Source organism: Chitinophaga sp. SVR4-12A (assembly GCF_056754765.1).
Genome location: NZ_JBPGWP010000001.1, coordinates 1,138,633 through 1,163,372 on the forward strand (window position 1 = coordinate 1,138,633; position 24,740 = coordinate 1,163,372).

A 24,740-nucleotide genomic window follows, 5' to 3' on the forward strand; every position below is an offset into this window, starting at 1 on the left:
CGTTAAATTACCAAAATAATTCAATAAATTTAGTACACTTCATGACCCTGAAGCCCTCTGAATCTTCATTTACCCGTAATCCTAAATTGTACTGTTATGAAAAAGAAAACCATTAAGAAACTGCGGCTCGACAAGATCAAAGTAGCCAGGTTAAGCGGTATGCAAACAGCAGTTAAAGACACCGCCATTATTACGAAGGATACACTGGTATCAGGCGCCCTGACGGTTTGCGGCGCCTCCATCTGTATCTGCAGCTGGCCAACGGAAGACTGTTAACAAAGGGCCGGAGTGTTTCCGGCCTATTTCTTTTTGGAAGGTTTAGCGTATTGGTTGAAGTCCAGCGCCAGCTTGATCCAGTACTCCAGCTGCTTTTTAGTAGCCAGCATGGAGTCGTCCACAAACAGGTAGCCGATCGCGGTTCTCTCCCCGTGGATCATCGGGCGAACGCCCTCTTTTTCCAGCAGGGCCTCATATTGTTCAGGTCCTACCCTTACCATCACCTCGTGCTGCTTCACGCCTGCGCACATCTTATCGTTTACCATAAAGCACAGTCCTCCGAACATCTTCTTCTCTTCTATTTTATCTGTTGTGGCTGCGATAAGTTCTCTTACTCTATCGGCCAGTTTTTCATTGAACGGCATAAGGCGCTGGTTTTAATTAAAAGTAAAAATATTTTACCGGCAGGCTGTGATTTTTTTACTCCTCCTGCGAATAACAAAGCATATCAAAACACCGAACCATCAAATATGGCGAATTATTACCGGCAACCGGCCGCCTGCTGCTTTATATCGCGCTGCTCTACCTGCATACTACCAGTACGGCAATGACGGCAGTAAAGCAATGGCTCGAAAACCTGCAACTTAACGACTAAAGCGGAGCGCTGCATGGATCCACAACAAGCAGATAAATTCCTGGCCGTCATAACGGAGCACAAGGGGCTTATTTATAAAGTGGCGCATTTATACTACCGCCAGGAAGAGGATGGGAAAGACGTGATCCTAGAGATCATTTTCCAGCTATGGCGCTCTTTCGGGAATTATAATAAGCAGTATAAACTGTCTACCTGGCTCTATAAAATATCGCTGAACGTGGCTATTTCCTGGTAGTGGCGGGGGTACTTTGGGTGCTTTTTTTAGGCTTCCTGGTGTTGAACTCCCTGCGGTTCGAGCGGATCTTCTTTGTGGTGTCGGCGGGGATGATCATGGTGTTTAATATAGTGGCCATTGCGGTGTATATCCGGCACCTGGTACTGATCAGCCAGATCAATAACAGTGAGCGTGTGGTGCAGACTCAGAAGCAGCTGGCGGAGCTGTAGGCTTCGACGATCCGGATCACGGGAATTCTTTTCTTACAGGCGCGCCTTTTTATACTACTTTTTGGTATACGCCGGAGATGCTGGGGGATGTGCGGTTCTGGGTGGTATCCGTGCCGGTGACGGGGCTGTTCACGTTTGTGGCTGTCTGGATGTACCGGAATATCGGGGATAAGAATGCACGGAAGCGGTGGTTTGGATGGTTGTTTAGTGGGAAGGAATGGACGGTGGTGGAGCAGGCGAAGGAGTTTTTGAGGGAGATAGAGGAGGTTAAGCGGGGGGGTGTAAGCATCGTGGCAGCCTGGCAGCATTTTTGGGGATTTTCAGAGGGGAAAGGGCGATGGAAGGGAGTTTAAATAGAAGTAGATAAAAAAGTGGAAAATAAGTTTTTAGAAATGAAAAATATAGTTACTTTTGCATCCCGTCAGTAAAAATACTGATAACCGGTTCGGGACGTAGCGCAGCCCGGTAGCGCACTTGCATGGGGTGCAAGGGGTCGCTAGTTCGAATCTAGTCGTCCCGACAGAAATTAGCGTCGAAAGACGTGAAGCCCGCAGATAGCTTATTCTGCGGGCTTTTTTATTTTTAAGGCCCATCATTTTATATCATTTCATATCATTCTGAACGTGAGTAAATCCTTGAGTCAAAATTCTTTATACGTTTGACTCAAGGATTGCCTTGCAACAAATTGAAAACCAACAAAACCACTTAGCTGGGCTCTTTGTACAATATCATCCCCGCGTGGTACAGGATACCATTTCTGAATTCCCCGTCAGCGCTAAAACCGGTATCATCCTTATAGTCTATGTGGTTCCCGGTAACCCAATAATTCCCACTGTATGCGGTTTTACGGTTTCCCCTTGCCTCATCATAACGGCCACCGGGAAGTAGTTCATGCCGGATATAACCGTCTGCAGTTATCCATACTCCTATATAATCCTTTGTGTGTTCCATGGTTGGACTTGTGTTCATCTAACGGTTCTTTAACAATTATTAGAATATTTATTTACGTTCTGTAAGTTGTTTCCAGAGACTGAAAAAATCGAAATAGGAATCGGCTCTTTCTATCTTACCATCTTTCAGTTTGTAGACATCGCAGAAGTTCACCTGCATTTTAGCGTTGCCAGGTGGAATAACCCCCGCAGGTGAATGGAACACACCTTTGTGCGTCCCGCGGCCGATGCCCTGCGCTATTACATAATCCCCGAAGGCGATCAGGCTCTTTACTTCACAGGTAGCATCCGGAAAAATGCCAAACCAGCTGACCCAGGGATCGATGATAGCCGACTCTCCCCTTGTAGTATAATTAAAGGGTACATCCAGCCATTCACTGAAGCTGGCGCCAAGATTCCGGATAAAATCGAGATCTTTATTATTTACTGCTTCATAAAGGTCCTTAATAATTCCTCCATTTGATTTTCTTTCACCTTCGGATGAGAGTTCTTTCAGCATTACGGCATCAAAAGGCTGCGTAAGCCAATTGCCGGTATCCGCCACAAATTGCTGCAAATGGGGTGTGTTTATATGGCGTTCAAAAGCATCCTCGTCTTGCCAGCTTTCGCGGACGAAATAACTGAGGGGAACAGCTTCAGATTGAAAAACCTCATAGTGGATTTTACCGGGTTCCTGCCCGCTTAATGCCTGAAGATGTAAGAGGGATTTTTCCAAGCTTTGGGCAGCGTCTCCGTTTTTTGCATGTAGTGTTACAAAAGCTGTTTTCATAATAATATTTTCTGTGACATTATTGACAGGTTCCAGGTAGCGGCGGATGCCGTCTACCGGGAAGTCCTGTCTTTATTTACTTTCTGGTCTTTATAAGCCCTTTGTTTCTTACCATGCCTGTTCGGTAGGCAGGATAAAGATCTCAGATACATTCACATGATCCGGCGCCTGCAGCGCATATAACACACTGTTAGCAATGTCTTCCGGTGTCAGGAAGGTCATCTGCCCGGTGAGATCATCCATGGCCTTTCTGTAGCCTGCGTCTGTGATCTGTTCAAATAGCTCGGTGGCTACAGCGCCTGGTTGCAGAGAGGTTACCCTGATCTTGTACTTGGGAGCTATTTCCATTCGCATAATGTCTGAAAAAGCAGCAATAGCATGTTTGGTGGCGCAATAAACGCTTAAGCCTTTGAATAATTTACGTCCGGCAATAGAAGAGAGATTGAAGATGTGGCCTGCGTTCTCTTGGATAAGAATCGGCAGTACGGCCGCGGTGGTATTGAGCACCCCCTTGATGTTCACATCAACCATCCTATGCCATTCATCCACCTTAAGGCTTTCCACATCTGACAACGGCATAACGCCCGCATTGTTGATCAGAATATTGATTGTACCATAACGCTTAACCACTGATTCAACACCCCGCTTTACAGAAGCTGGATCTGTAACGTCCATTTCAATTGCCAGCCCTTCACCACCTCCCTGTTGGATCTCCTTGAGCAATTGCTTCAATTTCTCAGTTCTTCTGGCGGCTAATGCCACCTTTACACCATTGGCTGCAAGCAATTTCGCAGTGCCTGCACCGATACCACTGGAGGCACCAGTGATCAGTGCTACTTTTGATTGAATGTTCATAAACCTGATTTTAGTTATTTGATATCAATAAGCCCTTAGTAACATCTTTACTCCCGTGGCTTGTTTGCTGATGTAAAATTACTGCAGGTACCAGCCTACATTGTTACGCCAGTCAAACAACTACTTGCATATTTCAAACAATCATTTACGCTCCAACACCTTCGGCATTACGCAACAACTGCAGTTCCCAACTGAAACTGGTTCCCACATTGCCCATGTGCGCTATCAGCAGCTCGCCGATAGCAGCCACCGTTTCAGTTCTCGCCCAATCCCGCTGCAGCTCAGATGCGAATACTGTCCAGGTAATTGGTACCGCTCCTGCCTGCACCATACGCATTACGGCCATTTCATGCGCTTCCAAGCTAACACCCCCCGATGCATCTGTTACTATAAATACTTCATATCCCTCGCCCAGTGCCTGGATTACCGGCATTGCGAGGCAGATCTCCGTCCACAGCGCCGCCATTACGATCTTCTTTCTTCCTGTCTTCTTTACCCACTCTGTTACACGGCCATCTTCCCAGGTATTTATGAAAGTGCGATCAAGTGGTTTTTGCTCAGGAAATACATCCTGCAGCTGCTTGATCAGGTAGCCGCCCCGCTCTTCCACAACAGTGGTAAGCAACACCGGAACATGAAAGGCCTTCGCACTCTTGGCGAGACCAACAACATTGTTGATGATGGTTTGTGTGTCGTGGCTTCGCAGGCCGGCAAACTGGAAAGGCTGGTGATCGATCAGGATCATTGCGCAGTTGTCTGGTGTAAGCAGGGCTTCAAGGCCATTCCTGGGTGTAGTACTGTTTAAGATTTCCATTTTGTGAAGTTTAAAGGATGATTATTTCTTGAAGAATTGTTGCGTTGAAAAATTTAAGTGGCATTACAAAAGTAGACCCTGTGCCCACAATTGTCGATAGACATTTAACCGGATAACATGTACAAATCAATTCTTTTTTCAAGCCTGCAAGTCAGACAAAAAACTAACTATCGTTGCGGTGTTGCCGATGCAACGATATTACGTTGTCGGAAAAATTCTGGACGTATTGCTACGCTGTTTATCAAACAGTTGTGAAAATGGCTCTTTGTTTGAAAGAATGCGGAGAGCAAATCAAAACATTCTATCAATTAAAACGTCCGATGCATGAACATGACTAATCTGCTTACTTCTGATTCACCTTTAGCCTTTGATATCCACAGGCTAAATGCGCACCACACCAGGTATCCCAATTTCATAAAAAAGCGTTTACAGGACACCTACGAGCTCATCTTCATCATGGATGGTGGAGGTTACCATATTATAGATGATCAGCAGTACCTGCTGAAGCGGGGCAGTGTCTATTGTGTTACTTCGGGATATGAACGAAGTTCGGTCCTCACAGCAGCGGCGGTGGGCTATGTGATGTCTTTCTCCGAAAATTTTCTGAATACCGGTAAAGGCGATCCTGAATGCCTTCCCGATGCCATTATGTTCACACAGCTCAGGAACAATCCGGAACTGGAAATGGAAACGGATGCTTTCGAAGAGATCGGCGATGTACTGCAGCTGCTGCTAAACGAATTCAGCAAGCATGCCTTGCTACGGACGGAGATCGTGCGAAACCTGCTTCGTATCGTATTATTTCATTTGAAACAGCAGATTAAGTACAATATGGGCTTTAAGCTTGAAGATCATTGTCATCACCTGGTGAACAACTTTTTCTTCCTGCTGGAAAATAACTTCTGGGAAAACCGGGAGGTGGGGTACTATGCCCGCGAACTTTTTGTCACACCTAACTATCTGAATCACTGTATCAAGAAAAGCACCGGTTTTCCCGCCAGATACCACATTTCGCAAAGAATCATCAGGGAGGCTAAAAGAAAGGCCGGTTACGGCGAGATAACATTAAAACAAATATCGTATATGCTTGGGTTTGAGGATGCCTGTCATTTCAGCCGGTTCTTTAAAAGGGGAACTGGCTATAATTTCACGCAGTATAAAAAAATGCAGCTCAGCCATACAGGCCTCTTTTAAACTATAACCAATACAATAAACAGATCATTTATGAAAGACAAGAGCTTAGCCGGGAAGGCGGTCATTATTACCGGCGCTGGCAGTGGTATTGGCGCAGCAACAGCTCAGCTGTTTGCAAGGGAGGGCGCATCAGTAATGCTCACCGACCTGCAGTCTGATAAACTAAAGGCCGTTACAGACCAGATCCGGCAGGAAGGCGGCAATGCATTTTTTTCTGAGCAGGATGTCTCCAAAGAGGAGGACTGGCAAAAAGTTGTAAACGAGACACTCCGTCTTTTTAAAAAGATTGACATCTTGATCAACAATGCTGGTATAACAGGATCCCTGCTGGCGCCGCTTGCAGAAAGATCTGTTGCAGAATTTCAGCGCGTGCTTTCTGTAAACTTAACCGGCCAGTTCATTGGCATACGCACCGTTGCGCCGCACATGACGGCCGGAAGTGCAATTGTGAACGTCTCCTCCATTGCCGGGATCACAGGAAATGCAGGTGGGAACGCTTATACCGCATCAAAAGGCGGCGTCAGGATGTTATCCAAAGGGGCTGCTATCGAACTGGCAAACTCCGGCATCCGGGTTAACTCACTTCATCCGGGTTTTGTAGAGACGCCTATGACCAGCAAGATGCAAGGTGCACAGGATTTCCGGAAGATGGCACTTGACGCCACTCCGCTGAACCGCGGCGCATCTCCGGAGGAACTTGCAAAAACTATCCTCTTCCTCGCAGGTGATGATTCATCTTTCATGACAGGCGCCGAGCTAATAGTAGATGGCGGCTTCACTGCTTTTTAAAATATCAATTCAATAATAAAACAATCGTACAGACAACATGAAAAAAACTTTTGGCATAATCGGCGCCGGTAATATCGGGCAGACAGTGGCACGGCATCTGCTTAAGGCCGGCTACACAATAACGCTGAGCAATGGGAAAGCTCCTGAAACTTTAAAAGCAACCGTTGATGCATTAGGTAAAGGAGTAACGGCTGGAACGGCCGCAGAAGCGGCATCGGCAGATATCGTACTCCTTTCACTGCCCTGGAGCGAAATCGATACATTAACGCCTCTCATCAACTGGCAGGGTAAGATAGTAATTGATGCCACTAATCATTTTATCACCTTTGCACCAGAGTTCAAAACAGCCGACCTCGGCGATCTTGCATCCAGCGAAGTAGTGGCAGGCCTCGTCCCTGGCGCGCATCTCGTAAAAGCTTTCAATACCATCTATTTTAAGATACTGGCCGGGAACCCGCATGAAGGAAACGGCAGGCGCGTACTTTTTATATCTGGCAACCATAAAGCTGCAAAAGAAACCGTAGCACAGGTAATCGAAGAAATTGGGTTTGCAGCCATTGACCTGGGTGATCTTCATACGGGGAGCAAACTGCAACAGGCAAAGGGGGCACTGGCTACGCTGAACCTGCTGAAGATCGGATGAAAATGATATCGCTGCAATAAGAAGGGCGTCTACAGGCGCCCTTTTCCCCCTCAGCTTATCATGTCTTTCATAATCCCGAGCTTTTTTATCTTCGAACTAAGGGTAGTAGGCGGAATCTTGAGCATTTCGGCAGCGCCGCCTGGACCGTAGATCTTTCGCTTGCATTTCTTCAGCACCTGGATGATATGGTCTCTTTCAATTTCTTCGATCGTTCTTACTTTCGCTGCTCCGTTGTGGCCGCCCATCGCTGCTATTGCGGGTAACGGAACCTGATCTATGACATTGCCGTTTGACAGCACTACCGCTCTTTCTACCAAATTTTCCAGCTCACGTACATTACCGGGCCAGTGATATCCTGAAAGCAGCTCCATGGCTGCCGAAGTGATGGTAAACGGATCGCTTTTTGTCTTTTCTGACTGCTCATTCAGAAAGTACGTCACCAGCAGCGGTATATCTTCTATGCGCTCACGGAGCGGTGGGAGTGTTATCGGAAATACGTTCAGCCGGTAATAAAGGTCCATCCGAAATCTTCCCTCTGCCACTTCCTTTTCCAGGTTGCGATTCGTAGCTGCAATGACCCGGATGTCCACCCTGATCGTTGACCGCCCCCCGATCCGCTCTATCTCCCGTTGTTGCAGCACACGAAGCAGCTTCACCTGGGCGCTGAGCGGCATCTCACCTATTTCATCAAGGAAGATAGTACCACCGGAGGCCTGTTCAAACTTGCCGGCGCGATGTTCAATAGCGCCAGTGAAGGCGCCTTTCTCATGACCAAAGAGCTCTGACTCGATCAATTCTCCCGGAAGTGACGCACAATTCACAATGACCAGCGACTTTTTGTTCCTGGGCGAAAGCTGATGTATTGCCTTTGCTACCTTCTCCTTTCCGGTGCCGTTCTCCCCGAGTATCAGCACGGAGGTATCCCTGGCAGCTACCTTCCTGATGTGATCAAAGACCGTCAACAAGGAAGAGCTCTGGCCAATAATTCCATAGAAACCATTGTCTGGTTGCGCCGGCACTTCTACTCTGCGCTGAGGACTTGTCGTTTCTGCTCCTTTAAACGCATGCTCAACAGCGGGTTCCAGGAAGGCGCGTAAAGCGCTCAATATACCGATATGGTCAAACGAATACAGATCGCTCCTCTTTCCGAAAAAGCACATGGCAGCAACGGAACCATCCGGCATCAGCAGCGGCTGGAAGAGCAATGCTTTCATTTTAAACTTAGACGCAAAAAAACCTACCAGAGAGCTGTTGTCTGCAAGGGTGCTGAAGTTATCACTTATGTATATTGATGGCGTGTTCAGCGATGCATTCCTCATCGACAGCAGCGCAAGTTCTTTTCCTGACAGTCCTGAAATATTGGACAGCTGCTCGGGCCCGTTCCGCTGGTATTCATTGTAATTAATCCTCAGGTATCCGCAATCCTCCAGCTTCCAAATCCCGTTTTTAAGCCTGAATATCGTAAGCAAATCGAATGGGATCACGTTCTGTAATGCTTCCGCAAATTTGTGTCCTTCCACCCGCTGAACAGCAGCCACGTGTTGCAGAAACTTTTCCATTTCAGACAGCTGCTGTTGTTTCAACTCCAGGCTGTTCTCGTGACGGTATAAGGCAATGTCAATCGCTACAAGAAGATCTTTTTCCCTGAATGGTTTTACCAGGAAACCGTGCGGCCTGGTTTCTTTCGCATCCATCAGAATGCTTTCACTCGAATTGGCTGAGAGATAAATAAAGGGTATTCGTTTGTTGTTAAGGGTATGTGCCAATTGGATGCCGTTTATATTTCCTTTCAGTTGTATATCCAGCAAAACGAGCTCCGGGCTATGCATATCGATCAGCACCAGCGCCTTTGGCACCGATACTGCTATCCCACATACTTCATATCCCTTTTGCTCCAGTATGATCTTTAGCTGGTAGGACACTGCAAACTCATCTTCTACGATTAATATCTTCTTACTCATAAATAAAGTCTTTATCAAAAACTGGCAGGTAGCACCGCATGCTCACCCACGTAATCGTTACAGCCCTTCTCTTTCAGAAACCGTATTCTGATCGTAACGCCATTTGTGTTCATAATCACGCAATCAGCCTCCAGCTGATCGCTTAACCCGCGGATCAGCGTCATACCCAGGGAATCTGTCCGGTAGGCGTCAAAATGCTCCGGAAATCCTTTTCCGTTATCTGATATTTCAAGGACAAAACTGCTAAAATCTTCCATAAGCGAAATATAAATATTGCAGCTCTCCTCCCGGGGAAATGCATATTTTATAGCATTTGTAATGGCCTCGTTCAGTATCAGGCCCACTGGGATCGCCTGTGCCAGCGCCAGATTTACCTTTCCAATGTTGAGGTGGAACCTGATGCCCTGGCCGGTTATATCAAATGCGTCGCTAAGATGCGCAACAAGCTCTCCGATATAGTCATCCATGTTGATATGCTTCAGGTTGTTTGACAGGTAGAGCTTCTGATGCATCAGCGCCACGGAGTGTATCCGCTGCTGGCTTTCGCGGAATGCGCTGATCGCTTCCTCGTCCTTAAGCCGCTTAGACTGAGAATAAAGCAAACTGATCACGATCTGAAGGCTGTTCTTGACACGATGGTGAATTTCCTTCAACAACCATTCCTTTTCATCGAGCAACAGGTTCTTTTCGGCGAGCAGCCTTTCTTTTTCATTTACGAGATCCTGGAGCGAGCTGTTTTTCCTGCTGATAGTATCTTGTTGCTTGATCAGCAGCCTGTTTTTGTGAGCTTTATGGAGGTAGTCATTATACAGCAGTAATAAAACTATCGCCAGGCAAACAAGGCCGGCAATAAAAAATTTCTTATTAAAGTTGGCAGTTGCTATCTCACTTTGCTGCAACTTTTCCCTGTTCCGGAGCAACTGTATGCTTTGCTCTTTCTGAACCGTTTCATATTGTATATGCAGCTCCTCTATCTGCTTGCTTTTTTTGACCGAAAAGATGGAATCGTTCAACTGCTTATACTGCCGGTAGTGCTCAATTGCGCTGATATACCTGCCCGCCGCCGAGTCGATACGAAAGAGCATGTGCTGGATTTCCCGTAGCTTGTTTATATCCTTTGCGTCGCTTTTGATGGACATAAACTTTTCAATATAGCGCTTTGCTTTGGGGAAATCCCCTAATTTGCTGTAAAATGATGCGACCTTGAAATATTCATTTTGGCTGTTGGATACCCTTCCATTGTGTAAGGCCTGGCTAACTGCCTTCATGTAGTAAAGCTCCGCCCTGCTATATTGACCGAGCGCCTCATAGCAGTCTGCCAGCGCACCATAAGTAAATTGTTTGGCGTAGTCAGTTCCGGGAAACATTTGAGCATCTTTTTTTTGAATAAAAGAGATAGCCTGCTTCGCTGCTCCCGTCTTTATCATCACCTGCACCGTCTGCCTGAGCAGGGAATACGCGTAGAATCGTTGATGGATATTGGTGAATGAAAGCTCCTGGAACTTCTCTAACGCCGTAGTAAAATATTCCAGGCTTTTGGCGCTTTGCTCCAGCTCCAGATACCACTTACCCAGGTTACAATATATCTGGCTTTCAATGAAACGATCTTTTCCGGGCTGAAGGGCTTTGAGTGCAGCCAGCCCATAGTTAACAGCGATGTTATAGTTGCCTGCTCCGGCTTCCACCATACCCAGGTAATTGTAGCTCTTATATTGTGTCCGGTCGTGATAAACGCCTTGTAACTGCAGGATCCATTGGAGGTCTTTCCTGGCTTGTACAGGCTGTCCATTGGTTAGTCGTTCTACAGCCATGCGCAGGTAGATATCCACTTCCTTTCCCCGGTCTTTTAACGCGCTGTAAAGGGCAAGGCTTTTGTTATAATAAAAGAGCTTTTGCGTGATTTCCCCATTTATTGCCGGCGTCCTGTCAGCAAACTCGTACCAGGCAGATGCCTCCAACGCCTTATTTCCACTTAGGCTGTCCAGTGTGATTGCCTGATGAAAAAACTTTTGAGCCATCGGTATATTGTCGCAGCGAAAATAATACTTGCCGAGATCGATATTGCTCTGATGTTCAAACAACAGGTTTCTGGCGCCATGTGATATTTCCAGCGCTTTATCAAGAAGCGGAAGCGCGCTGTCAATTTTCACCTTGTTGGTATAGTTCCATTCTGTATCGTAATACGTGGAGGCTTTCTGCAGCAGGTATCTTATAAGGTTGGTATCTCCCGGAGCTGAGGCTTCACGCTGGCCTGTGTTTTGTCCGGACGCTGAGGCAAAAGGAAATATCAGGCTACCGGCCATCGATAGCATACCCGCGCACACCCGTAAGATCTGTCCACTAAAACTACACATGCATAACATCCCTCTAAAATGTTGGTTCGCATTTATTGATTTGCACCGCTATTCCGGAACCATTGCAAAGTATTCCCGATAGCTTCGCGGGGCCCGGTTGGTTTGAAATCCGGGAGAAGTTTCCTCGTATGGGAATCATCCAACAAAAATGGAAGTTCATAGTATGGTGTTTTCAGGCGTAGCTCCTTCCATGAATCCCCGAACAGGGAAAGGAACTGGATCTTCCTTTTGCTCAGCGCCTTTACCGGCGCCCCGGATCCCGCGAGCGAGTGGATCTCATCCAGGAATCTTCTGGCAGAAGCGTAAGTTTCGCCTGCATAGTTGAAAACACCGAAAAATATATGTCTCTGCGATTGCAACAACCGGAATATCACCTCTGTGGCATCCTCCGTATATACAAACTGTCTTGGTATATCAATGTTAACCGGGTAACTGTTCTCCTTTTTGTTCAGTGCATTTATAAAAACCGCTTTAAGATCACCGTTAAACAATCCGGGCCCGTACAACTCCCCAAGCCTGATGATAAGGACCCTGCACTTTTCTGCGACTACGGCGTCAAGCAGCATGTCTTCCAGCTTCACTTCCAGCGCTGCGCGCTGGGACAAAGGCCTCGGAGCGGATCTTTCTGTGATCGGCTTATCACCCGGGAATTGAAGCACAGCTCCCGGGTAAATCAATGTTACGTGCTGCCCGGCAGCAGCTGCGATCAGATTACGCACCAAAGAAAGTCCTTTTTTCTGCCAGTCAAGCCATGAATGACCGTTACCCAGGAATATATACTTTTTGTCTCTGGTCGCTCTGTTTAATACCAGCGGATCCCCATCATTCCCTACCACTATCTCTATGTGTTCTTTTTGCGTGAATACGGCCGCAATATGTCGCTGGTCACTAACAAGCAAAGTAAAAGGAATCCCTCTCTGCATGAGAAATAATGAAAAGGCGAATCCCGTTCCCCCCGACGCCCCTAATATAAGGTATTCAGTTGTTATTCTCATCAGAATTAGTTGCTACAGTTTTACCCGGTACCCCAGGTGCGTAAGTTTTATGCCAGAAAAAATCCGGTTTGAAAATTAACTACTTATAAAAAATTGGGAAGTGTACAACACCGATATTTTGTTACAAAGATCTATTTCCAACGAAATATCGTTATAACTATCTATGTCATTAAATGTTAATAGCTGGCAAACTTCAAAAAGGCGGAGGAAATTTTGCCTGTTACGGAAATTCAAGGAAAATAAAACGGACTAGCTGTCCTGTGGTTCACCGCAGCATCTCTTATTGTTGGAGTTTATCACGGTGTAAACAGACAAAAGGCTCTATTTGAAAGCTACACATTGACAATTACTAATAATCTTGTAAAAAGACAGCAACTCACACGCCTACAATCTCAATTTATTTTAATGACATTAAAGAAATTGCCAAACACAAAAATGGTGGTTTCACAATAAAAGGAAAAGAGACCGTTGACCTAATTGGAATACCGGTACAAATTGACGATTACGTTCAACTTGAAACAGCATTGCAACAAATACAAGCAATTGTCGTAAAACACAAAGTTTCATTTATGGAGAAATAAGTCTTAAATTAGATTCAATTCAAAAGACTCCGTCAAATAAGTTAAAGGACCTGTCTTCAGATCTTTCTTTATTAAAGAATTCCACGATTTATTTGTCAATTGGCCTGTTGGCTTTTGGTCTTATTTCATCGTGCAGGCGTAACCAACACCATGGCAGGGTATTACAGAGAGGGTTACTATCGATGTGTACCTGTTATGGATCGTTACATCCTCTGTATTATCACAGTGGCAAGAAAAAATCCACCCTCAAGCTGCATAAACAGTTATTAATCCAGCCAGCCATGAACTTTTATTACCGCATCAGCGAATACGCCGGGAGCTTCCTGCGGCACGTTGTGCCCGGCATCGACAACAATATGTTCATGCGGCCCAACGAACAGGCCGGCGTGATCCGATGTTCCACCTGGCTTAAGCGGATCTTTTGCGCCATCAATCGTCACCGCAGGCACCTTTATAGCGGGCTTTCGGGCCAGAAGATCTTCAAGCGGTTGCAGGGCAGGTTCACCCGCTGCCAAGCCATGCATGAACCGGTAACAATGGATGACAACATCCACGAAGTCGGGGTTCTCAAAAGCGGCGGCCGTCCGCGCGTACAACGTTTCTTCAAATTTCCAGCCAGGCGACCATTCGTTCCATAACATCCTTCCAATTTCGTAGCGGTGTGCTGCCAGACATTCACGCCCACGCTCGGACTGGAAAAGGTGCTGATACCAACAGACGCGTTCAAGTGATGGCGCAAAAGCATGTTTTTGCTGCCCTACATCTATCACGTCGTAGCTTGCATAGGATACAAGGCCGGCAACTTTTTCCGGCCATAGTGCGGCCGCTACGCACGCCGCATTACCTCCCCAATCAAAACCACCGAGTATTGGCCTTGCCAGGCCCAGGGCATCGGAAAGCTGGAGGATGTCCAGGCCCCGGGCGGCTTGCTGTCCGTTGCGCATGATGTTCCTGGAAACGAAGCGGGTTGGACCGAACCCGCGGGTATATGGAACGATGACCCTTGCACCTGCCTGTGCCAGGATCAATGCCACTTCCTCAAAAGCATGCACATCATAGGGAAACCCGTGGGACAGTATCACCGGCCATCCATTGTCCGGACCGTACTCAACATATGCAATTACCAGCGTATCTGTATCAATAAACTTTATCAATTGCTCATTCATCATGTCGGGCTTTACTGTTGACATAAAACTTTTTTAAGCAAGCAATTTCACCCACAAAAAACCTGCTAATTTTGAGGCATCGGTATCGCACTGTCTTAATTTTACTATTTTATGTAAGGCGCCTTCAACGCAACTTTCTTACAAATTCAGCAATTGCCTCTCCAATTTCCATAGGACTGTCTTCCTGTAAAAAATGTTTACCCTTTACTGATACCTCTGTTTGATTAGGCCATGTACTGCAAAATTTCCGCATACTGTCATTTTCAACTGCACCGGGGTTGCCATGGATCCAAAGCTTAGGAACCGGGCTTTGTTTAAGCCAATCCCCATATCCAGCTACTACTTCAGCCACCGCTTTGGGCTCTCCGTCCAAAGCAATTTGGCGTGGAAATGATAATGTCGGGCGGCGGTCCTCGCCCTCGTTAAGAAAGGGCCGCCGGTACTCCGTCATTTCCGCATCACTGAGTTCCCGAAAAATTCCGGCCGGCAATACTTTTTCGATAAACACATTGTTTTTTAAAATCAACTCCTCGCCTGCCGGAGAGCGAAAAGCCCGGAATAAATCACGTACTTTAGGTTCAAATTCATCCCACTTAAAAGGAATCGCCAATGCTTCCATATAAACGATACCCTGAATGCGGGAACGGTTATGATTTGCCCAATCAAAGCCCAATACAGAGCCCCAGTCATGAAGCACAAGTATCACTCTTTTCTCCAGTTTCAACTCTTCCCAAAGTGCAAAAAGAAAATCGCGTTGCTCTAAATAAGAATACCGTCCGGGCCCTGAGTTGGGAAGCTTTTCCGAGTCGCCCATGCCAATCAAATCGCAGGCAATAAGGCGACCAAGACCACGGCAATAAGGCATTATATTTCGCCAGAGATAGGATGAAGTAGGGTTGCCATGCTGAAATACAATAGGGTCGCCTTCGCCTTCATCAATATAAGCCATGCGGCGGCCTTTAATCTCAATAAATTTCTTTTCAGCAAAAGGCTTTTCGCCGAAGATATCCTGTACGTTTGCTTTGCGTTCCATAAGTGTAATGATTTATACAACAAAGCAACGATCCCTCCGTTCGCTAAAAAATAATGTACATTAAGTTTTTTTGCGAAACATAGTTGCTTTCATTTGGCTGAAAAATTCTGGGGTAACACCGATGTACGAAGCAATATATTTTTGCGGGATCCGGTTTTCAAGATCAGGGTAAGCTTTTGTGAATAGATCATATCTTCCTTCCGCTGGTTGTGAAAGGTTGGCATTTATTCTGTTTTGATGAAAGACAAAAGCGTTTTGAAATAACACCCTGAAAAATCGTTCAAATTTTGGCGCCTGCTCGTACAAAATTTCCAGGTTGTCTTTGCTGATTTGTAATAAGGCTGTAGGCTCCAGCGCTTCCAGGTTGTTGACACTCTTCTGCCCCGAGAAAAAGCTATACAAATCACCACTGCACCACCAACCTTCGGGTGCGAACATCAAAACGTGCTCCTTGCCGCCGGGGTCAATAGTATAAGTCCGCAGGCAACCGTTGATCACAAAAAACTGATGTCTTGCAACATCACCTTCTTTCAATAAAAACTCTTTCTTCTTAACGGTTTTAGCAACCGCAAGAGATAAAAAAATTTCTATTTCTTCCCTGGTCGGCTCAATGTGCCTTCGTATATTATTTATAAAAGCTTCGTGCATGTTCTATTGCTGAAATTTGTTTATTGTCTGAACAGCCTGATTACATAAGGATCAGGCATGCGACCCTATGCCTCCCCTGGCGAAGATCTTAATAGCACCCGCCAGCATTTCCTTTGAAAAGCCGTCGCGGCTGTCCACTTCATGTTTCAGTTTATTATTGTCGTAAATAAGCACCACATAATAGGGCGGCTCACTTACACTGTCCTCATAACTCATCAGCTTCAAATGGATTCCAGCCCTGTTAAAACGCCTGGTCTTTCGTCTCAGATACTGTCGGTACTCCACTTCAAAAATATCTCCCTCAATGCGGATAGCAGCAGTGGTTTTACGAGATAGCCAGTACCATATTAGCGGTATAGCCAGTAACCCGAAAGACAAGGCGATCAGCAGCAAAACAATAGGAACGAAGACCCTGCGGATCTCATAGGGATACTTTGTACGAACAAGGGCACACGAAGCGCGGAATTCTTCCATAGTGTATACTTAAAGGCAGGGCAAAGATAGGTAAGTTCGGCCAGCCAGCCGTTTATCTTGAAGGAATGGTGCAGTATTTGCGTTACCGTAAATAAAGACTTTGATATGCCCTGGTATAATGGAGATTACCCGCCATCTTATAAAAACCAGCCGCCCAGGCTACGCGAAAAGGCTGTTGAGATTGCTAATGAGATGCTTTTAAACGGCGCAGAGGAAGGTGTAGCCATCGCTACCGGACTGAAGCAGGCAAGGCTGTATTTCAAAAAAGAGGATAAAAAAAATTTAAAGAAGACCAGATAAAACTTTAGCATCGTTACCACGAGAATGATTTCGAACCGCGATATAGCACGCCAGTTCAGCCTGTTTGCCGAATTACTGCTGGTGCATGGGAAAGATGAGCGCTTATCCCACCTCTTATCTGGCGCATCCTACCGCGTTCGTAACGCTTCCGTGGAAGTTGCATCACTTACAAAAAAAGAATTAAAGAATTTCCTGAGGCCGGAGCTGGTGAAGTTGGTGGAAGAGATGAACAAGACAGGAACAATCGCTGTTCTTGACGAACTGATCCAACTGACGCCGCCCGGACTTTTTGAAATGATGCGCATCAAGGGCCTCGGTGGTAAAAAGTTATATGCTTTATGGCACCTCGCTAAAATTGATGATGTGGAGACGCTGCTGGAGGCATGTAAAAACAACAGGCTGACCATTGCCGGTTTTGGTGCGCGGACACAACAGAACATCGCGGCCGCCATTGAAGCGCTGAACGAAAGCAAAAACCGCTACCATTATGCCAGTGTGGCATCCACAGCCGAAGGACTGGTCGACTACTTAAAAAAAGCCGCTAAAACGCCTCTTATCAGCTTATGTGGAGACATCAGGAGAAAAACACTCACGGTAGAAGGAATAGAAATCTTAACAGCGATACCTTCGTCGAGGTTCGCCTCACTGCCGCTTCAAAAAGCGCTTCTGATTAAAACGGCTTCTAAAGAAATCACCCGCGGGTACACACTTGATGAAATACCGGTAACAATCTATCATACGACAAAGACGGGCTTTTATGAAAATTTGTTTCGCCGCACGGGCGCACAGGCACATGTGGACAAGGTGATGAGCAGAATTAGCAGGATTAAAAAGCTTTCTTCGGAAGATGCCATTTACCAGGCAGCCGGTTTCCCTTTTATTGAACCGGAACTTAGGGAAGACCTTGCAGAATGGGACTTCGTCAAAAAGGGAAAGGAGCTCGTTTCCTTTGAGGACATCAAAGGAGTTGTCCACAACCATACCGACTGGAGTGATGGCGTGGATGACCTGCAGTCATTTATCACAGCCTGCAGGGATAAGGGATATGAGTATTGCGTCATCTCCGACCATTCTAAAAATGCACATTATGCCGGCGGGCTCAAAGAGAAGGATGTCCTTAAACAATTTGCTGCCATTGATGCCTTCAACAAAAAGATGAAGCCCTTCAAAATTTTTAAAAGTATTGAATGCGATATCCTTGTGTCCGGAGAACTGGATTATTCCAGTGACCTGTTAAAGCAGTTCGACCTGGTAATCATATCCGTTCACCAGCAACTGAAAATGGATGAGCAAAAAGCGACCAGGCGCCTGGTCAAGGCAATCGAAAACCCGTACACAACGATATTGGGCCACATGACCGGCAGGCAACTGCTCATACGCCCGGGTTACCCGCTTAATTTTAAAAAGGTCATTGATGCCTGCGCGGCCAATGGGGTCATCATTGAAATCAATGCCAACCCATACCGGCTGGATATGGATTGGACGCATATTCCTTACGCAATGGAGAAAGGCGTCATGATTTCCGTCAATCCCGATGCCCACAGCATTGGAGAAATAGACAATATCCGCTGGGGAATCGAGGCAGCCCGTAAAGGCGGCCTTACCAGGGATATGACCTGGAATGCCATGCCGCTGGCAAAGATTCAGCGCTGGCTCAGCAGGCGGGGCTCTATGTCGTTACGGTAGATTCGAAAGGCGCCAGTTTTACAAAGAAGCTCATTGTTCATTGACAAATTTCTCATCCATTCCCTGAGAATGCTTCGCAGGAAGCATGCTCTATTCTTGTGTATGGATGGACTGGCTAATAGCTTTCACTTTGAACACTGTTTGCCCCTTGTCCGGCAGGAATGTCTTAAACTTTTCATTGAAAAACGACTGCAAAAAATCCCACCCGCTTGCATTCATTCCGCCGCTACCATTTTTATCAAGGTGATCAACAATTTCTATGTTGCCAACAAGCTCAAAGTTGTCCCGAAACTTCATAAAGTCTTTGCGCCAGATTATAAGTGCATAAGAACTTAAATCATAAGGTTTGACTTCAGGATGAATGGTCCACATTCTTTGCAGTTCGCTGTCCGAATACTTGAAATAGTCTCTTTTACGATTGCCTATTCCATAAAACTCACTTTCATAAATACTTTCAACTGTGGGCTTGTCTACACTATCATATGTTAATGCTGCAAAGGTGAAATTCTGAGGACTTCTTTCTTTATCGGTACTCGTGCAAAGTAGCACTTTGTATCTGCCATCGGCGGCTTTGAAAGTCAGTAGGTCGCCTTGATTTACATCTTTAATTTTCTGCATGAAGTTTCAATAGCGTTGCTGGTAACAAGATACCCAAAAACTATGTATCAACAACAATAATTATCAATAACTTATACTACAAGCCTGTGTTCTGCGTGGCCTTGTAGCGGGGCGCCTTCTCCCACGGAAGGAGGCAAAGCTGCCTCCGTCCAGACAATATGCGCCTCCCACAGGTGTGCTGCAGTAGTTTATTATCGGGGGACATATCCGTACCGATACCCCGCATCCTTCATACCTCCTTTTTTATTAAGTTTACACCCATTAAACCGCCTCCTTATTGTCAACCAACGCTCCTGATATCACCAACAACCTCCTCCCGCTTGTCGCCACAGGCAACGAAGAGGCATTCCGGGAGCTGTTCCACCTCTATGCCGATCTTCTGCACATCTATATCCGGAACTTAACCAAATCAGACGAGCTGGCGGAAGACATTGTGCAGGACATCTTCCTTCAAATATGGACCAGCCGGGAAACCCTTGTCAACATCCGCAATTTCAAAAACTATCTGTTTGTTATCTCCCGCAACCATGCATTAAATATCATCAAGCAGATGATCCGGGAGAACAAACGTAAAAAACAATGGGAGGAAAACCGGGCGCTCCTGGGACAAGACCATCCCGAATACCTGGAGCCCGGCTTAAGCCTGATCGAAGAGGCCGTCCGCTTACTTCCCCCTCAGCAACAGAAGGTCTGGATCATGAGCCGGAAAGATGGCATGAAATATAGCGAAATAGCCACGGCAACCGGTCTTTCGAGGGAAACCGTCAAAAAATACCTGCAATACGCCACCGCCTCCATCATGCAATATGTTGGCTCCCGGATAGACCTCCTGCTCATTGTAGCCTTATTTGTACAGCATTAAAAAAAAAATTCCCGGACATAGCCCCTTTTTTATTTTCACGTTGTTCCTATTATAAAGCCAGATTTTTCTATGCAAACACCATCCAGGCTTTCTATATTGTTCCAACGCTGGTTCGATGGCCAGGCGACTCCTGCTGAAAGCGAGGAGTTAATGGACCTGCTGGAGCATGCAGACACCGACCAGGAGCTTCCTCCCCTATTGAAAGCCGCCTGGAACGATTTGAAGGCCGGACAGGTATATTCCACCCAAAAGAAAGACGAAATGGTGGATAAGATCCTGCGGAAGTCGACCGCCCAGGCCCGGCTACGCCCTCTCAGGTCGCGCTACTGGTGGTGGGCCGCCGCCGTACTCTGTCTTGTCGCAGGCGCAACCCTGTGGCAAACCACCCGGCCCTTAAAAAACAAACGCTTGCTAAAGTCAATATCGTTAATGACGCCGTCCCTGGCAGACAAGGCGCCATACTAACCCTGGCCAACGGAAAAGATATTGTATTGGATAGTATCGGCAACGGGATCATTGCCAGCCAGAACGGCACACAACTAAGGCTCAGCAATGGCAGTCTCCACTATGACGCTGCGGGAGCTGCAGGCGTCAGCTATAATACCATCACTACGCCTCGCGGACGTAAATTCCAGCTGGTGTTGCCGGACAATACAAAAGTCTGGCTCAATGCGGGTTCCTCCCTGCGGTACCCCACCGCCTTCACAGGCGCTGAACGCATGGTGGAGGTCACCGGGGAAGCCTACTTTGAAATAACCAAAGACGCTGCCCGGCCTTTTTCTGTCCATGTAAATGATCAGATGCAGGTGAAGGTACTGGGCACCAGCTTTAACGTTAATGCCTATCCTGATGAAGCCAGCATCAACACCACCCTACTGGAAGGGAGCGTACTAGTGGAAACTACCGGGGGCAGGAAGCTGCAGATCAATCCCGGACAGCAGGCCAGCATGCTGCCGGACGCATCCATCCGCTTGGAAAAGGATGTCAATACCAACCAGGTAATCGCATGGAAGGACGGGTATTTTAATTTTGATGGGGCTTCACTGGAGCAGGTGATGCGACAATTGGCCAGATGGTACGATATAGCAGTGATCTATGAAGGTAAAATACCCGATATCACATTTGAGGGGGAACTACCAACTTCTCTTCAATTGTCCCAGGTACTGAAGATATTAAACAGGGTTGAAGTCAGATACCGTATAGAAGAAGGAAAACGTCTTATTATTTTACAATAACCAAAATCAAAAAGAAATCGCGACAACCACGCTGTCAGCCACGTAGCAGGTAAGCTTGTAATGAAAACAGGGAAGTGTTTGCGGCACCTCCCTGCGGATAATTTCAGGTAACCAAACAAAAAAAGTCTGCGAGGACTACTTCTTATTCTTAAACCTAAAACCATTACAAAAGTATGAATTTTTGCACTTTTTGTAAGCGTAGCCCTCATGCCCGTACAGTAAGGGCGGGGCTTCCAGCCAAAGTCCACTACGCCTCCGCGGCAGGGTGTCAGCATCCTGAGCGCCGGATGTTAAAAACACTGGTGAGAACAATGAAACTGACTTCCATCCTCCTACTTGCTGCATGCCTGCACATTAGCGCTGAAAGCCACTCTCAGACAGTCACTTATTCAGGTAAGCAGGTTACACTATCAAAAGTATTTGAAGCTGTCAAAAAGCAAACAGGCTATGTTTTCTTCTACAATAAAAATATACTCAGGAACTGCGGTTCCCTGGATATAAACGCCGTTAATCAACCACTGGAGGTATTTCTGCATAACATCCTGAAAGACCGGCAGCTCGAATATGTGATAGAGGACAAAGCCATTATTATTTCCCGGAAGCCGGATGAGGAAAAACAAAAAGAAGTTCTGCCACCTGACAATGTGCTGAAGGGTAGAATTACAGACGAAAAAGGATCTCCACTGCCAGGGGTATCCATCAAAATAAAAGGCACCAACCGGGGCACCACCAGCAACGCTGATGGCGTTTACAGCCTTACTGATCTGCCGGAGAATGCCGTGTTGGAAATATCCTACCTGGGTTTTCAGTCTAAAGAAGTGAACGTACAGGGGAAAACGGTGCTGGATCTGCAGCTGGCGCCCGTCACCAAAGATATTGAAGGCGTAACTGTTGTAGGCTACACTTCCAAGAATGTTAAATACTTATCCAGCGCTGTTACTACTGTTGGCGGGGAAAAACTGCGGGATGTTACTTCCAATGACATCGCCGGTTTGTTGCAGGGTAAAGCGGCAGGCGTAGTAGTATCTACTGCTTCAGGCGATCCTACCGCAGGTTCCGCGATACTGGTACGCGGACAGGGTACGCTTGGTGCAAGTTCGGCTCCGCTCTATGTAGTAGATGGCAACATCGGCGGCACTTTCAACCCCAATGACGTGGAGTCCGTCACTATCCTGAAAGATGCTGCTGCCACCGGTCTGTATGGCTCAAGGGCCGCCAATGGCGTGATCATCGTCACCACCAAACAGGGAAAGGCCGGTAAGCCCAAAATATCATTCAGTTCTGCAGTGGGATATAATAAGGCGAACTTCGGGAAGTTCAGGCTCATGAATTCCCAGGAGTTATATGACTACCAGCAGACCTTCACCACCCGTCCTGACACGGTGCTGAAAACAAACACGAACTGGCTGGACCTCGCTTTCCAAACCGCTATAACACAGCGTTACACGCTCTCTGCATCCGGCGGCTCCGAAAGAACACAGTTCTTTGTTTCCGGGAATTATTACGACGAAGAAGGAACATTGCTCACCAATAAATCTACAGCTTACAGCTTCCGTACCAATGTTACGCATAAGATTACGGATAAGCTAAAAGTAAGTGTGCTGGTGAACGGCGTCTTCACGAAGAACAACAACCAGCAAAGCAGCACCCTGTATGATGCCTATGTGAACCTTCCCTGGGATAATCCCTATTACCCGGACGGCACACCAAAGCCAGGCAACAGCGAAGGATGGCTGGGTCGCGACCAGCACAATTTCCTGCATTCTTTGCAGTATAACCTTTCTAACGATAAAAGATTTGAAGGCACTGCAGACCTGAATATTGACTATGCGATATTCAGGCACTTTACCATCTCTTCTTACAACAGGGCTTATTACGGTTCCTATAAAGCAGTGGAATATTACGACAGGCGCTCGCAGGAAGGCACTGCAGACAATGGCTACCTCTATAACGGTAACAGCTATAGCAGCCGGTTGCTAAGCTCCAACAGGCTGCGGTATGATAACAGCTTCGGCGATCATAACCTGTCAGTACTGGCGGTACAGGAAGGCGAAAAGTACTATTATGATGAGAATATTGCCACCGGCCGCGGGCTGCCACAAGGGATGACGGCCATGTCTACCGCCACTGAAGTAAAGAACAATCCCACCGGCGGCTGGAACCAGTATTCATTCACCAAGTGGCTGGCGCAGGCCGATTATAATTTCGCTAATAAATACTTCCTGGTAGCATCTTACGTGTATGATATCTCTTCTAAGTTCGGTAATAACAATCCGGGCGGCAGCTTCTATCAGCTGGGAGCTTCCTGGATCCTGAGCAACGAACACTTTCTGTCTGGCAACAGCACCATCAGCTTCCTGAAGCTGCGCCTGGGGCATGGCACGGTGGGCAACCCGCCCACTGGCGATTACCAGGCATTGGGACTGTACTCGTATGACCAGAGCGCCAGCTATGCAGGACGAGCTGGCTCCTACCCTTCTCAGAAAGCCAACCCAGACCTGACCTGGGAAAAGATCCGGGTGAATAACATCGGCCTGGATGTCAATTTCTTCGGAGACCGTATAGGACTGATAGCAGACGTGTATGACAAACACGCCAAATCGCTGCTGATGACAAAGAACCTCCCCTACACCAGCGGCTACTCTTCCATATTAGAGAACATTGGCTCTGTAAACAACAGGGGCTTTGAATTAACGTTGAACACCCAAAACCTTACCGGCCAGTTCAAGTGGGAAACCAGCTTTAACATTGCCCATAACAGGAACAAGGTCACCAGGCTGAATGGCAACGACAAATTCGCCAGCCCCGGCGCCTGGCAGCCCGTAGGCCTGGGAGAAGACATGGATAAATGGTACATGCGTATATGGGCCGGAGTAGACCCCGCTAGCGGAGATCCGCTCTGGGAAAAAGTAGAGACAGACCAGAACGGCAAGCAGACCGTCACACTCACTAACTCCTATAACAAGGCCACGCTGCAATATACCGGCACTTCCGCCGCTGCGAAATTCACAGGCGGTATACTAAACACCTTCTCCTACCGCGGTTTCAGCCTGAGCGTCTTTTTCAATTTCGTCAGTGGCAACCAGGTGTATAATAATTCCAGGCAGTTCTTCGACTCTGACGGATTGTACGACAGCTACAACCAGATGGTGCTGGCTGACGGCTGGAACCGATGGCAACAGGCGGGCGATAAAGCCACCCATCCCAAGCCTCTGCTGGGAGGCAACAAGTCCTCTAACCAGCCATCATCAAGATACCTGGAGGACGGCAGCTATATCCGCCTGCGTAATGTGCGGCTGGCATACGACCTGCCCAAAGACCTCCTCAGCAGGATCAGTCTCAGCAGCGCTAGGATCTTCGTGAGTGGCGATAACCTCTGGACGGCCACCAGCTTTTCAGGCATGGACCCTGAAGTGGACCTCAGCTCCGGAGAATCCGGCACTAAATATCCTATCAGCAGGAAATTATTATTGGGTGTAAATATTGAATTCTAAAAAC

The 24,740-nt window shown here is 47.0% G+C and carries 26 protein-coding genes and 1 tRNA gene; 13 read left to right on the forward strand and 14 right to left on the reverse strand.

What is annotated here, in order from left to right; all coding sequences use genetic code 11:
• Positions 1-96: 96 nt before the first annotated feature.
• A complete protein-coding gene (locus tag ACR9Y8_RS04475; RefSeq protein ID WP_481212034.1) occupies positions 97-276 on the forward strand; it encodes a hypothetical protein in 180 nt (59 codons plus the stop codon).
• A 23-nt stretch (positions 277-299) separates the two neighbouring features.
• Here ACR9Y8_RS04475 and ACR9Y8_RS04480 read toward each other — a convergent pair whose 3' ends face one another.
• Positions 300-641 (reverse strand): TfoX/Sxy family protein, encoded by a 342-nt coding sequence (locus ACR9Y8_RS04480; protein ID WP_481212035.1) that lies wholly within the window; start codon positions 639-641, stop codon positions 300-302.
• A gap of 243 nt (positions 642-884) precedes the next feature.
• On the opposite strand from ACR9Y8_RS04480, the gene ACR9Y8_RS04485 reads away from it, so the two are divergent.
• Positions 885-1,106 (forward strand): RNA polymerase sigma factor, encoded by a 222-nt coding sequence (locus tag ACR9Y8_RS04485; protein ID WP_481212036.1) that lies wholly within the window; start codon positions 885-887, stop codon positions 1,104-1,106.
• Positions 1,106-1,315, forward strand: coding sequence for a hypothetical protein (locus ACR9Y8_RS04490; RefSeq protein WP_481212037.1), 210 nt, complete (start codon positions 1,106-1,108; stop codon positions 1,313-1,315). Before ACR9Y8_RS04485 ends, ACR9Y8_RS04490 begins: the two co-directional genes overlap by 1 nt.
• Positions 1,316-1,364: 49 nt before the next feature.
• Here the strand turns inward: ACR9Y8_RS04490 and ACR9Y8_RS04495 are convergent, their stop codons facing one another.
• A complete protein-coding gene (locus ACR9Y8_RS04495) occupies positions 1,365-1,604 on the reverse strand; it encodes a hypothetical protein (RefSeq protein ID WP_481212038.1) in 240 nt (79 codons plus the stop codon).
• A gap of 157 nt (positions 1,605-1,761) precedes the next feature.
• Here ACR9Y8_RS04495 and ACR9Y8_RS04500 point away from each other — a divergent pair.
• A tRNA-Pro gene (locus tag ACR9Y8_RS04500) sits at positions 1,762-1,835 on the forward strand.
• 185 nt (positions 1,836-2,020) lie between these two features.
• Here ACR9Y8_RS04500 and ACR9Y8_RS04505 read toward each other — a convergent pair.
• From ACR9Y8_RS04505 to ACR9Y8_RS04520, 4 genes are all read right to left on the reverse strand, one after another.
• The gene (locus tag ACR9Y8_RS04505) at positions 2,021-2,284 is read right to left on the reverse strand and encodes an Atu4866 domain-containing protein (RefSeq protein WP_481212039.1); all 264 of its coding nucleotides are present in this window, start codon (positions 2,282-2,284) and stop codon (positions 2,021-2,023) included.
• A 30-nt stretch (positions 2,285-2,314) separates the two neighbouring features.
• Positions 2,315-3,034 (reverse strand): ester cyclase, encoded by a 720-nt coding sequence (locus tag ACR9Y8_RS04510; protein ID WP_481212040.1) that lies wholly within the window; start codon positions 3,032-3,034, stop codon positions 2,315-2,317.
• Between the two features lie 108 nt (positions 3,035-3,142).
• Positions 3,143-3,889: an SDR family oxidoreductase gene (locus ACR9Y8_RS04515; RefSeq protein WP_481212041.1), complete on the reverse strand. Its 747-nt coding sequence runs from the start codon at positions 3,887-3,889 to the stop codon at positions 3,143-3,145.
• Positions 3,890-4,034: 145 nt separating this feature from the next.
• On the reverse strand, positions 4,035-4,703 hold the full coding sequence (locus ACR9Y8_RS04520; RefSeq protein ID WP_481212042.1) for a hydrolase: 669 nt from the start codon (positions 4,701-4,703) through the stop codon (positions 4,035-4,037).
• A gap of 324 nt (positions 4,704-5,027) precedes the next feature.
• Here ACR9Y8_RS04520 and ACR9Y8_RS04525 point away from each other — a divergent pair, with 324 nt between their 5' ends.
• From ACR9Y8_RS04525 to ACR9Y8_RS04535, 3 genes are read left to right on the forward strand one after another with little or no spacing between them, the layout of a single operon-like run.
• The gene (locus tag ACR9Y8_RS04525) at positions 5,028-5,897 is read left to right on the forward strand and encodes an AraC family transcriptional regulator (protein WP_481212043.1); all 870 of its coding nucleotides are present in this window, start codon (positions 5,028-5,030) and stop codon (positions 5,895-5,897) included.
• Positions 5,898-5,927: 30 nt separating this feature from the next.
• Complete coding sequence (locus tag ACR9Y8_RS04530) at positions 5,928-6,686, forward strand: SDR family NAD(P)-dependent oxidoreductase (protein WP_481212044.1); 759 nt, start codon at positions 5,928-5,930, stop codon at positions 6,684-6,686.
• 37 nt (positions 6,687-6,723) lie between these two features.
• On the forward strand, positions 6,724-7,329 hold the full coding sequence (locus ACR9Y8_RS04535) for an NADPH-dependent F420 reductase (RefSeq protein WP_481212045.1): 606 nt from the start codon (positions 6,724-6,726) through the stop codon (positions 7,327-7,329).
• A gap of 50 nt (positions 7,330-7,379) precedes the next feature.
• Here ACR9Y8_RS04535 and ACR9Y8_RS04540 read toward each other — a convergent pair whose 3' ends face one another.
• The 7 genes from ACR9Y8_RS04540 to ACR9Y8_RS04570 form a co-directional block, all read right to left on the reverse strand.
• Positions 7,380-9,290: a sigma 54-interacting transcriptional regulator gene (locus tag ACR9Y8_RS04540; protein WP_481212046.1), complete on the reverse strand. Its 1,911-nt coding sequence runs from the start codon at positions 9,288-9,290 to the stop codon at positions 7,380-7,382.
• 14 nt (positions 9,291-9,304) lie between these two features.
• Positions 9,305-11,602 (reverse strand): tetratricopeptide repeat-containing sensor histidine kinase, encoded by a 2,298-nt coding sequence (locus ACR9Y8_RS04545; RefSeq protein WP_481212047.1) that lies wholly within the window; start codon positions 11,600-11,602, stop codon positions 9,305-9,307.
• Positions 11,603-11,676: 74 nt separating this feature from the next.
• Positions 11,677-12,639 (reverse strand): NAD-dependent epimerase/dehydratase family protein, encoded by a 963-nt coding sequence (locus ACR9Y8_RS04550; RefSeq protein WP_481212048.1) that lies wholly within the window; start codon positions 12,637-12,639, stop codon positions 11,677-11,679.
• An 847-nt stretch (positions 12,640-13,486) separates the two neighbouring features.
• Positions 13,487-14,410 carry an alpha/beta fold hydrolase gene (locus tag ACR9Y8_RS04555; protein WP_481212049.1) on the reverse strand — a complete coding sequence of 308 codons (924 nt, stop codon included), beginning with the start codon at positions 14,408-14,410 and terminating at the stop codon, positions 13,487-13,489.
• A gap of 100 nt (positions 14,411-14,510) precedes the next feature.
• Complete coding sequence (locus ACR9Y8_RS04560; protein WP_481212050.1) at positions 14,511-15,419, reverse strand: haloalkane dehalogenase; 909 nt, start codon at positions 15,417-15,419, stop codon at positions 14,511-14,513.
• Between the two features lie 60 nt (positions 15,420-15,479).
• Positions 15,480-16,067, reverse strand: a complete 588-nt coding sequence (locus ACR9Y8_RS04565; RefSeq protein ID WP_481212051.1) for a Crp/Fnr family transcriptional regulator — start codon at positions 16,065-16,067, stop codon at positions 15,480-15,482.
• Positions 16,068-16,118: 51 nt separating this feature from the next.
• Positions 16,119-16,541, reverse strand: coding sequence for a hypothetical protein (locus tag ACR9Y8_RS04570; RefSeq protein WP_481212052.1), 423 nt, complete (start codon positions 16,539-16,541; stop codon positions 16,119-16,121).
• A 105-nt stretch (positions 16,542-16,646) separates the two neighbouring features.
• Between ACR9Y8_RS04570 and ACR9Y8_RS04575 the strand changes: the two genes are divergently transcribed.
• Complete coding sequence (locus tag ACR9Y8_RS04575; RefSeq protein ID WP_481212053.1) at positions 16,647-16,841, forward strand: DUF2188 domain-containing protein; 195 nt, start codon at positions 16,647-16,649, stop codon at positions 16,839-16,841.
• A gap of 24 nt (positions 16,842-16,865) precedes the next feature.
• Positions 16,866-18,527, forward strand: a complete 1,662-nt coding sequence (locus ACR9Y8_RS04580; RefSeq protein WP_481212054.1) for a DNA polymerase/3'-5' exonuclease PolX — start codon at positions 16,866-16,868, stop codon at positions 18,525-18,527.
• A 90-nt stretch (positions 18,528-18,617) separates the two neighbouring features.
• On the opposite strand, the gene ACR9Y8_RS04585 is transcribed toward ACR9Y8_RS04580, so the two are convergent.
• On the reverse strand, positions 18,618-19,145 hold the full coding sequence (locus ACR9Y8_RS04585; protein WP_481212055.1) for a hypothetical protein: 528 nt from the start codon (positions 19,143-19,145) through the stop codon (positions 18,618-18,620).
• 277 nt (positions 19,146-19,422) lie between these two features.
• On the opposite strand from ACR9Y8_RS04585, the gene ACR9Y8_RS04590 reads away from it, so the two are divergent.
• The 4 genes from ACR9Y8_RS04590 to ACR9Y8_RS04605 all read left to right on the forward strand — a co-directional run bounded on the left by ACR9Y8_RS04590 (position 19,423) and on the right by ACR9Y8_RS04605 (position 24,736).
• Positions 19,423-20,007, forward strand: a complete 585-nt coding sequence (locus ACR9Y8_RS04590) for an RNA polymerase sigma factor (protein ID WP_481212056.1) — start codon at positions 19,423-19,425, stop codon at positions 20,005-20,007.
• 69 nt (positions 20,008-20,076) lie between these two features.
• Positions 20,077-20,472, forward strand: a complete 396-nt coding sequence (locus ACR9Y8_RS04595) for a hypothetical protein (protein ID WP_481212057.1) — start codon at positions 20,077-20,079, stop codon at positions 20,470-20,472.
• Positions 20,382-21,242, forward strand: coding sequence for a FecR family protein (locus ACR9Y8_RS04600; RefSeq protein ID WP_481212058.1), 861 nt, complete (start codon positions 20,382-20,384; stop codon positions 21,240-21,242). The genes ACR9Y8_RS04595 and ACR9Y8_RS04600 overlap by 91 nt, the downstream gene beginning before the upstream one ends.
• A 311-nt stretch (positions 21,243-21,553) precedes the next feature.
• Positions 21,554-24,736 (forward strand): TonB-dependent receptor, encoded by a 3,183-nt coding sequence (locus ACR9Y8_RS04605; RefSeq protein WP_481212059.1) that lies wholly within the window; start codon positions 21,554-21,556, stop codon positions 24,734-24,736.
• Positions 24,737-24,740: the final 4 nt, after the last annotated feature.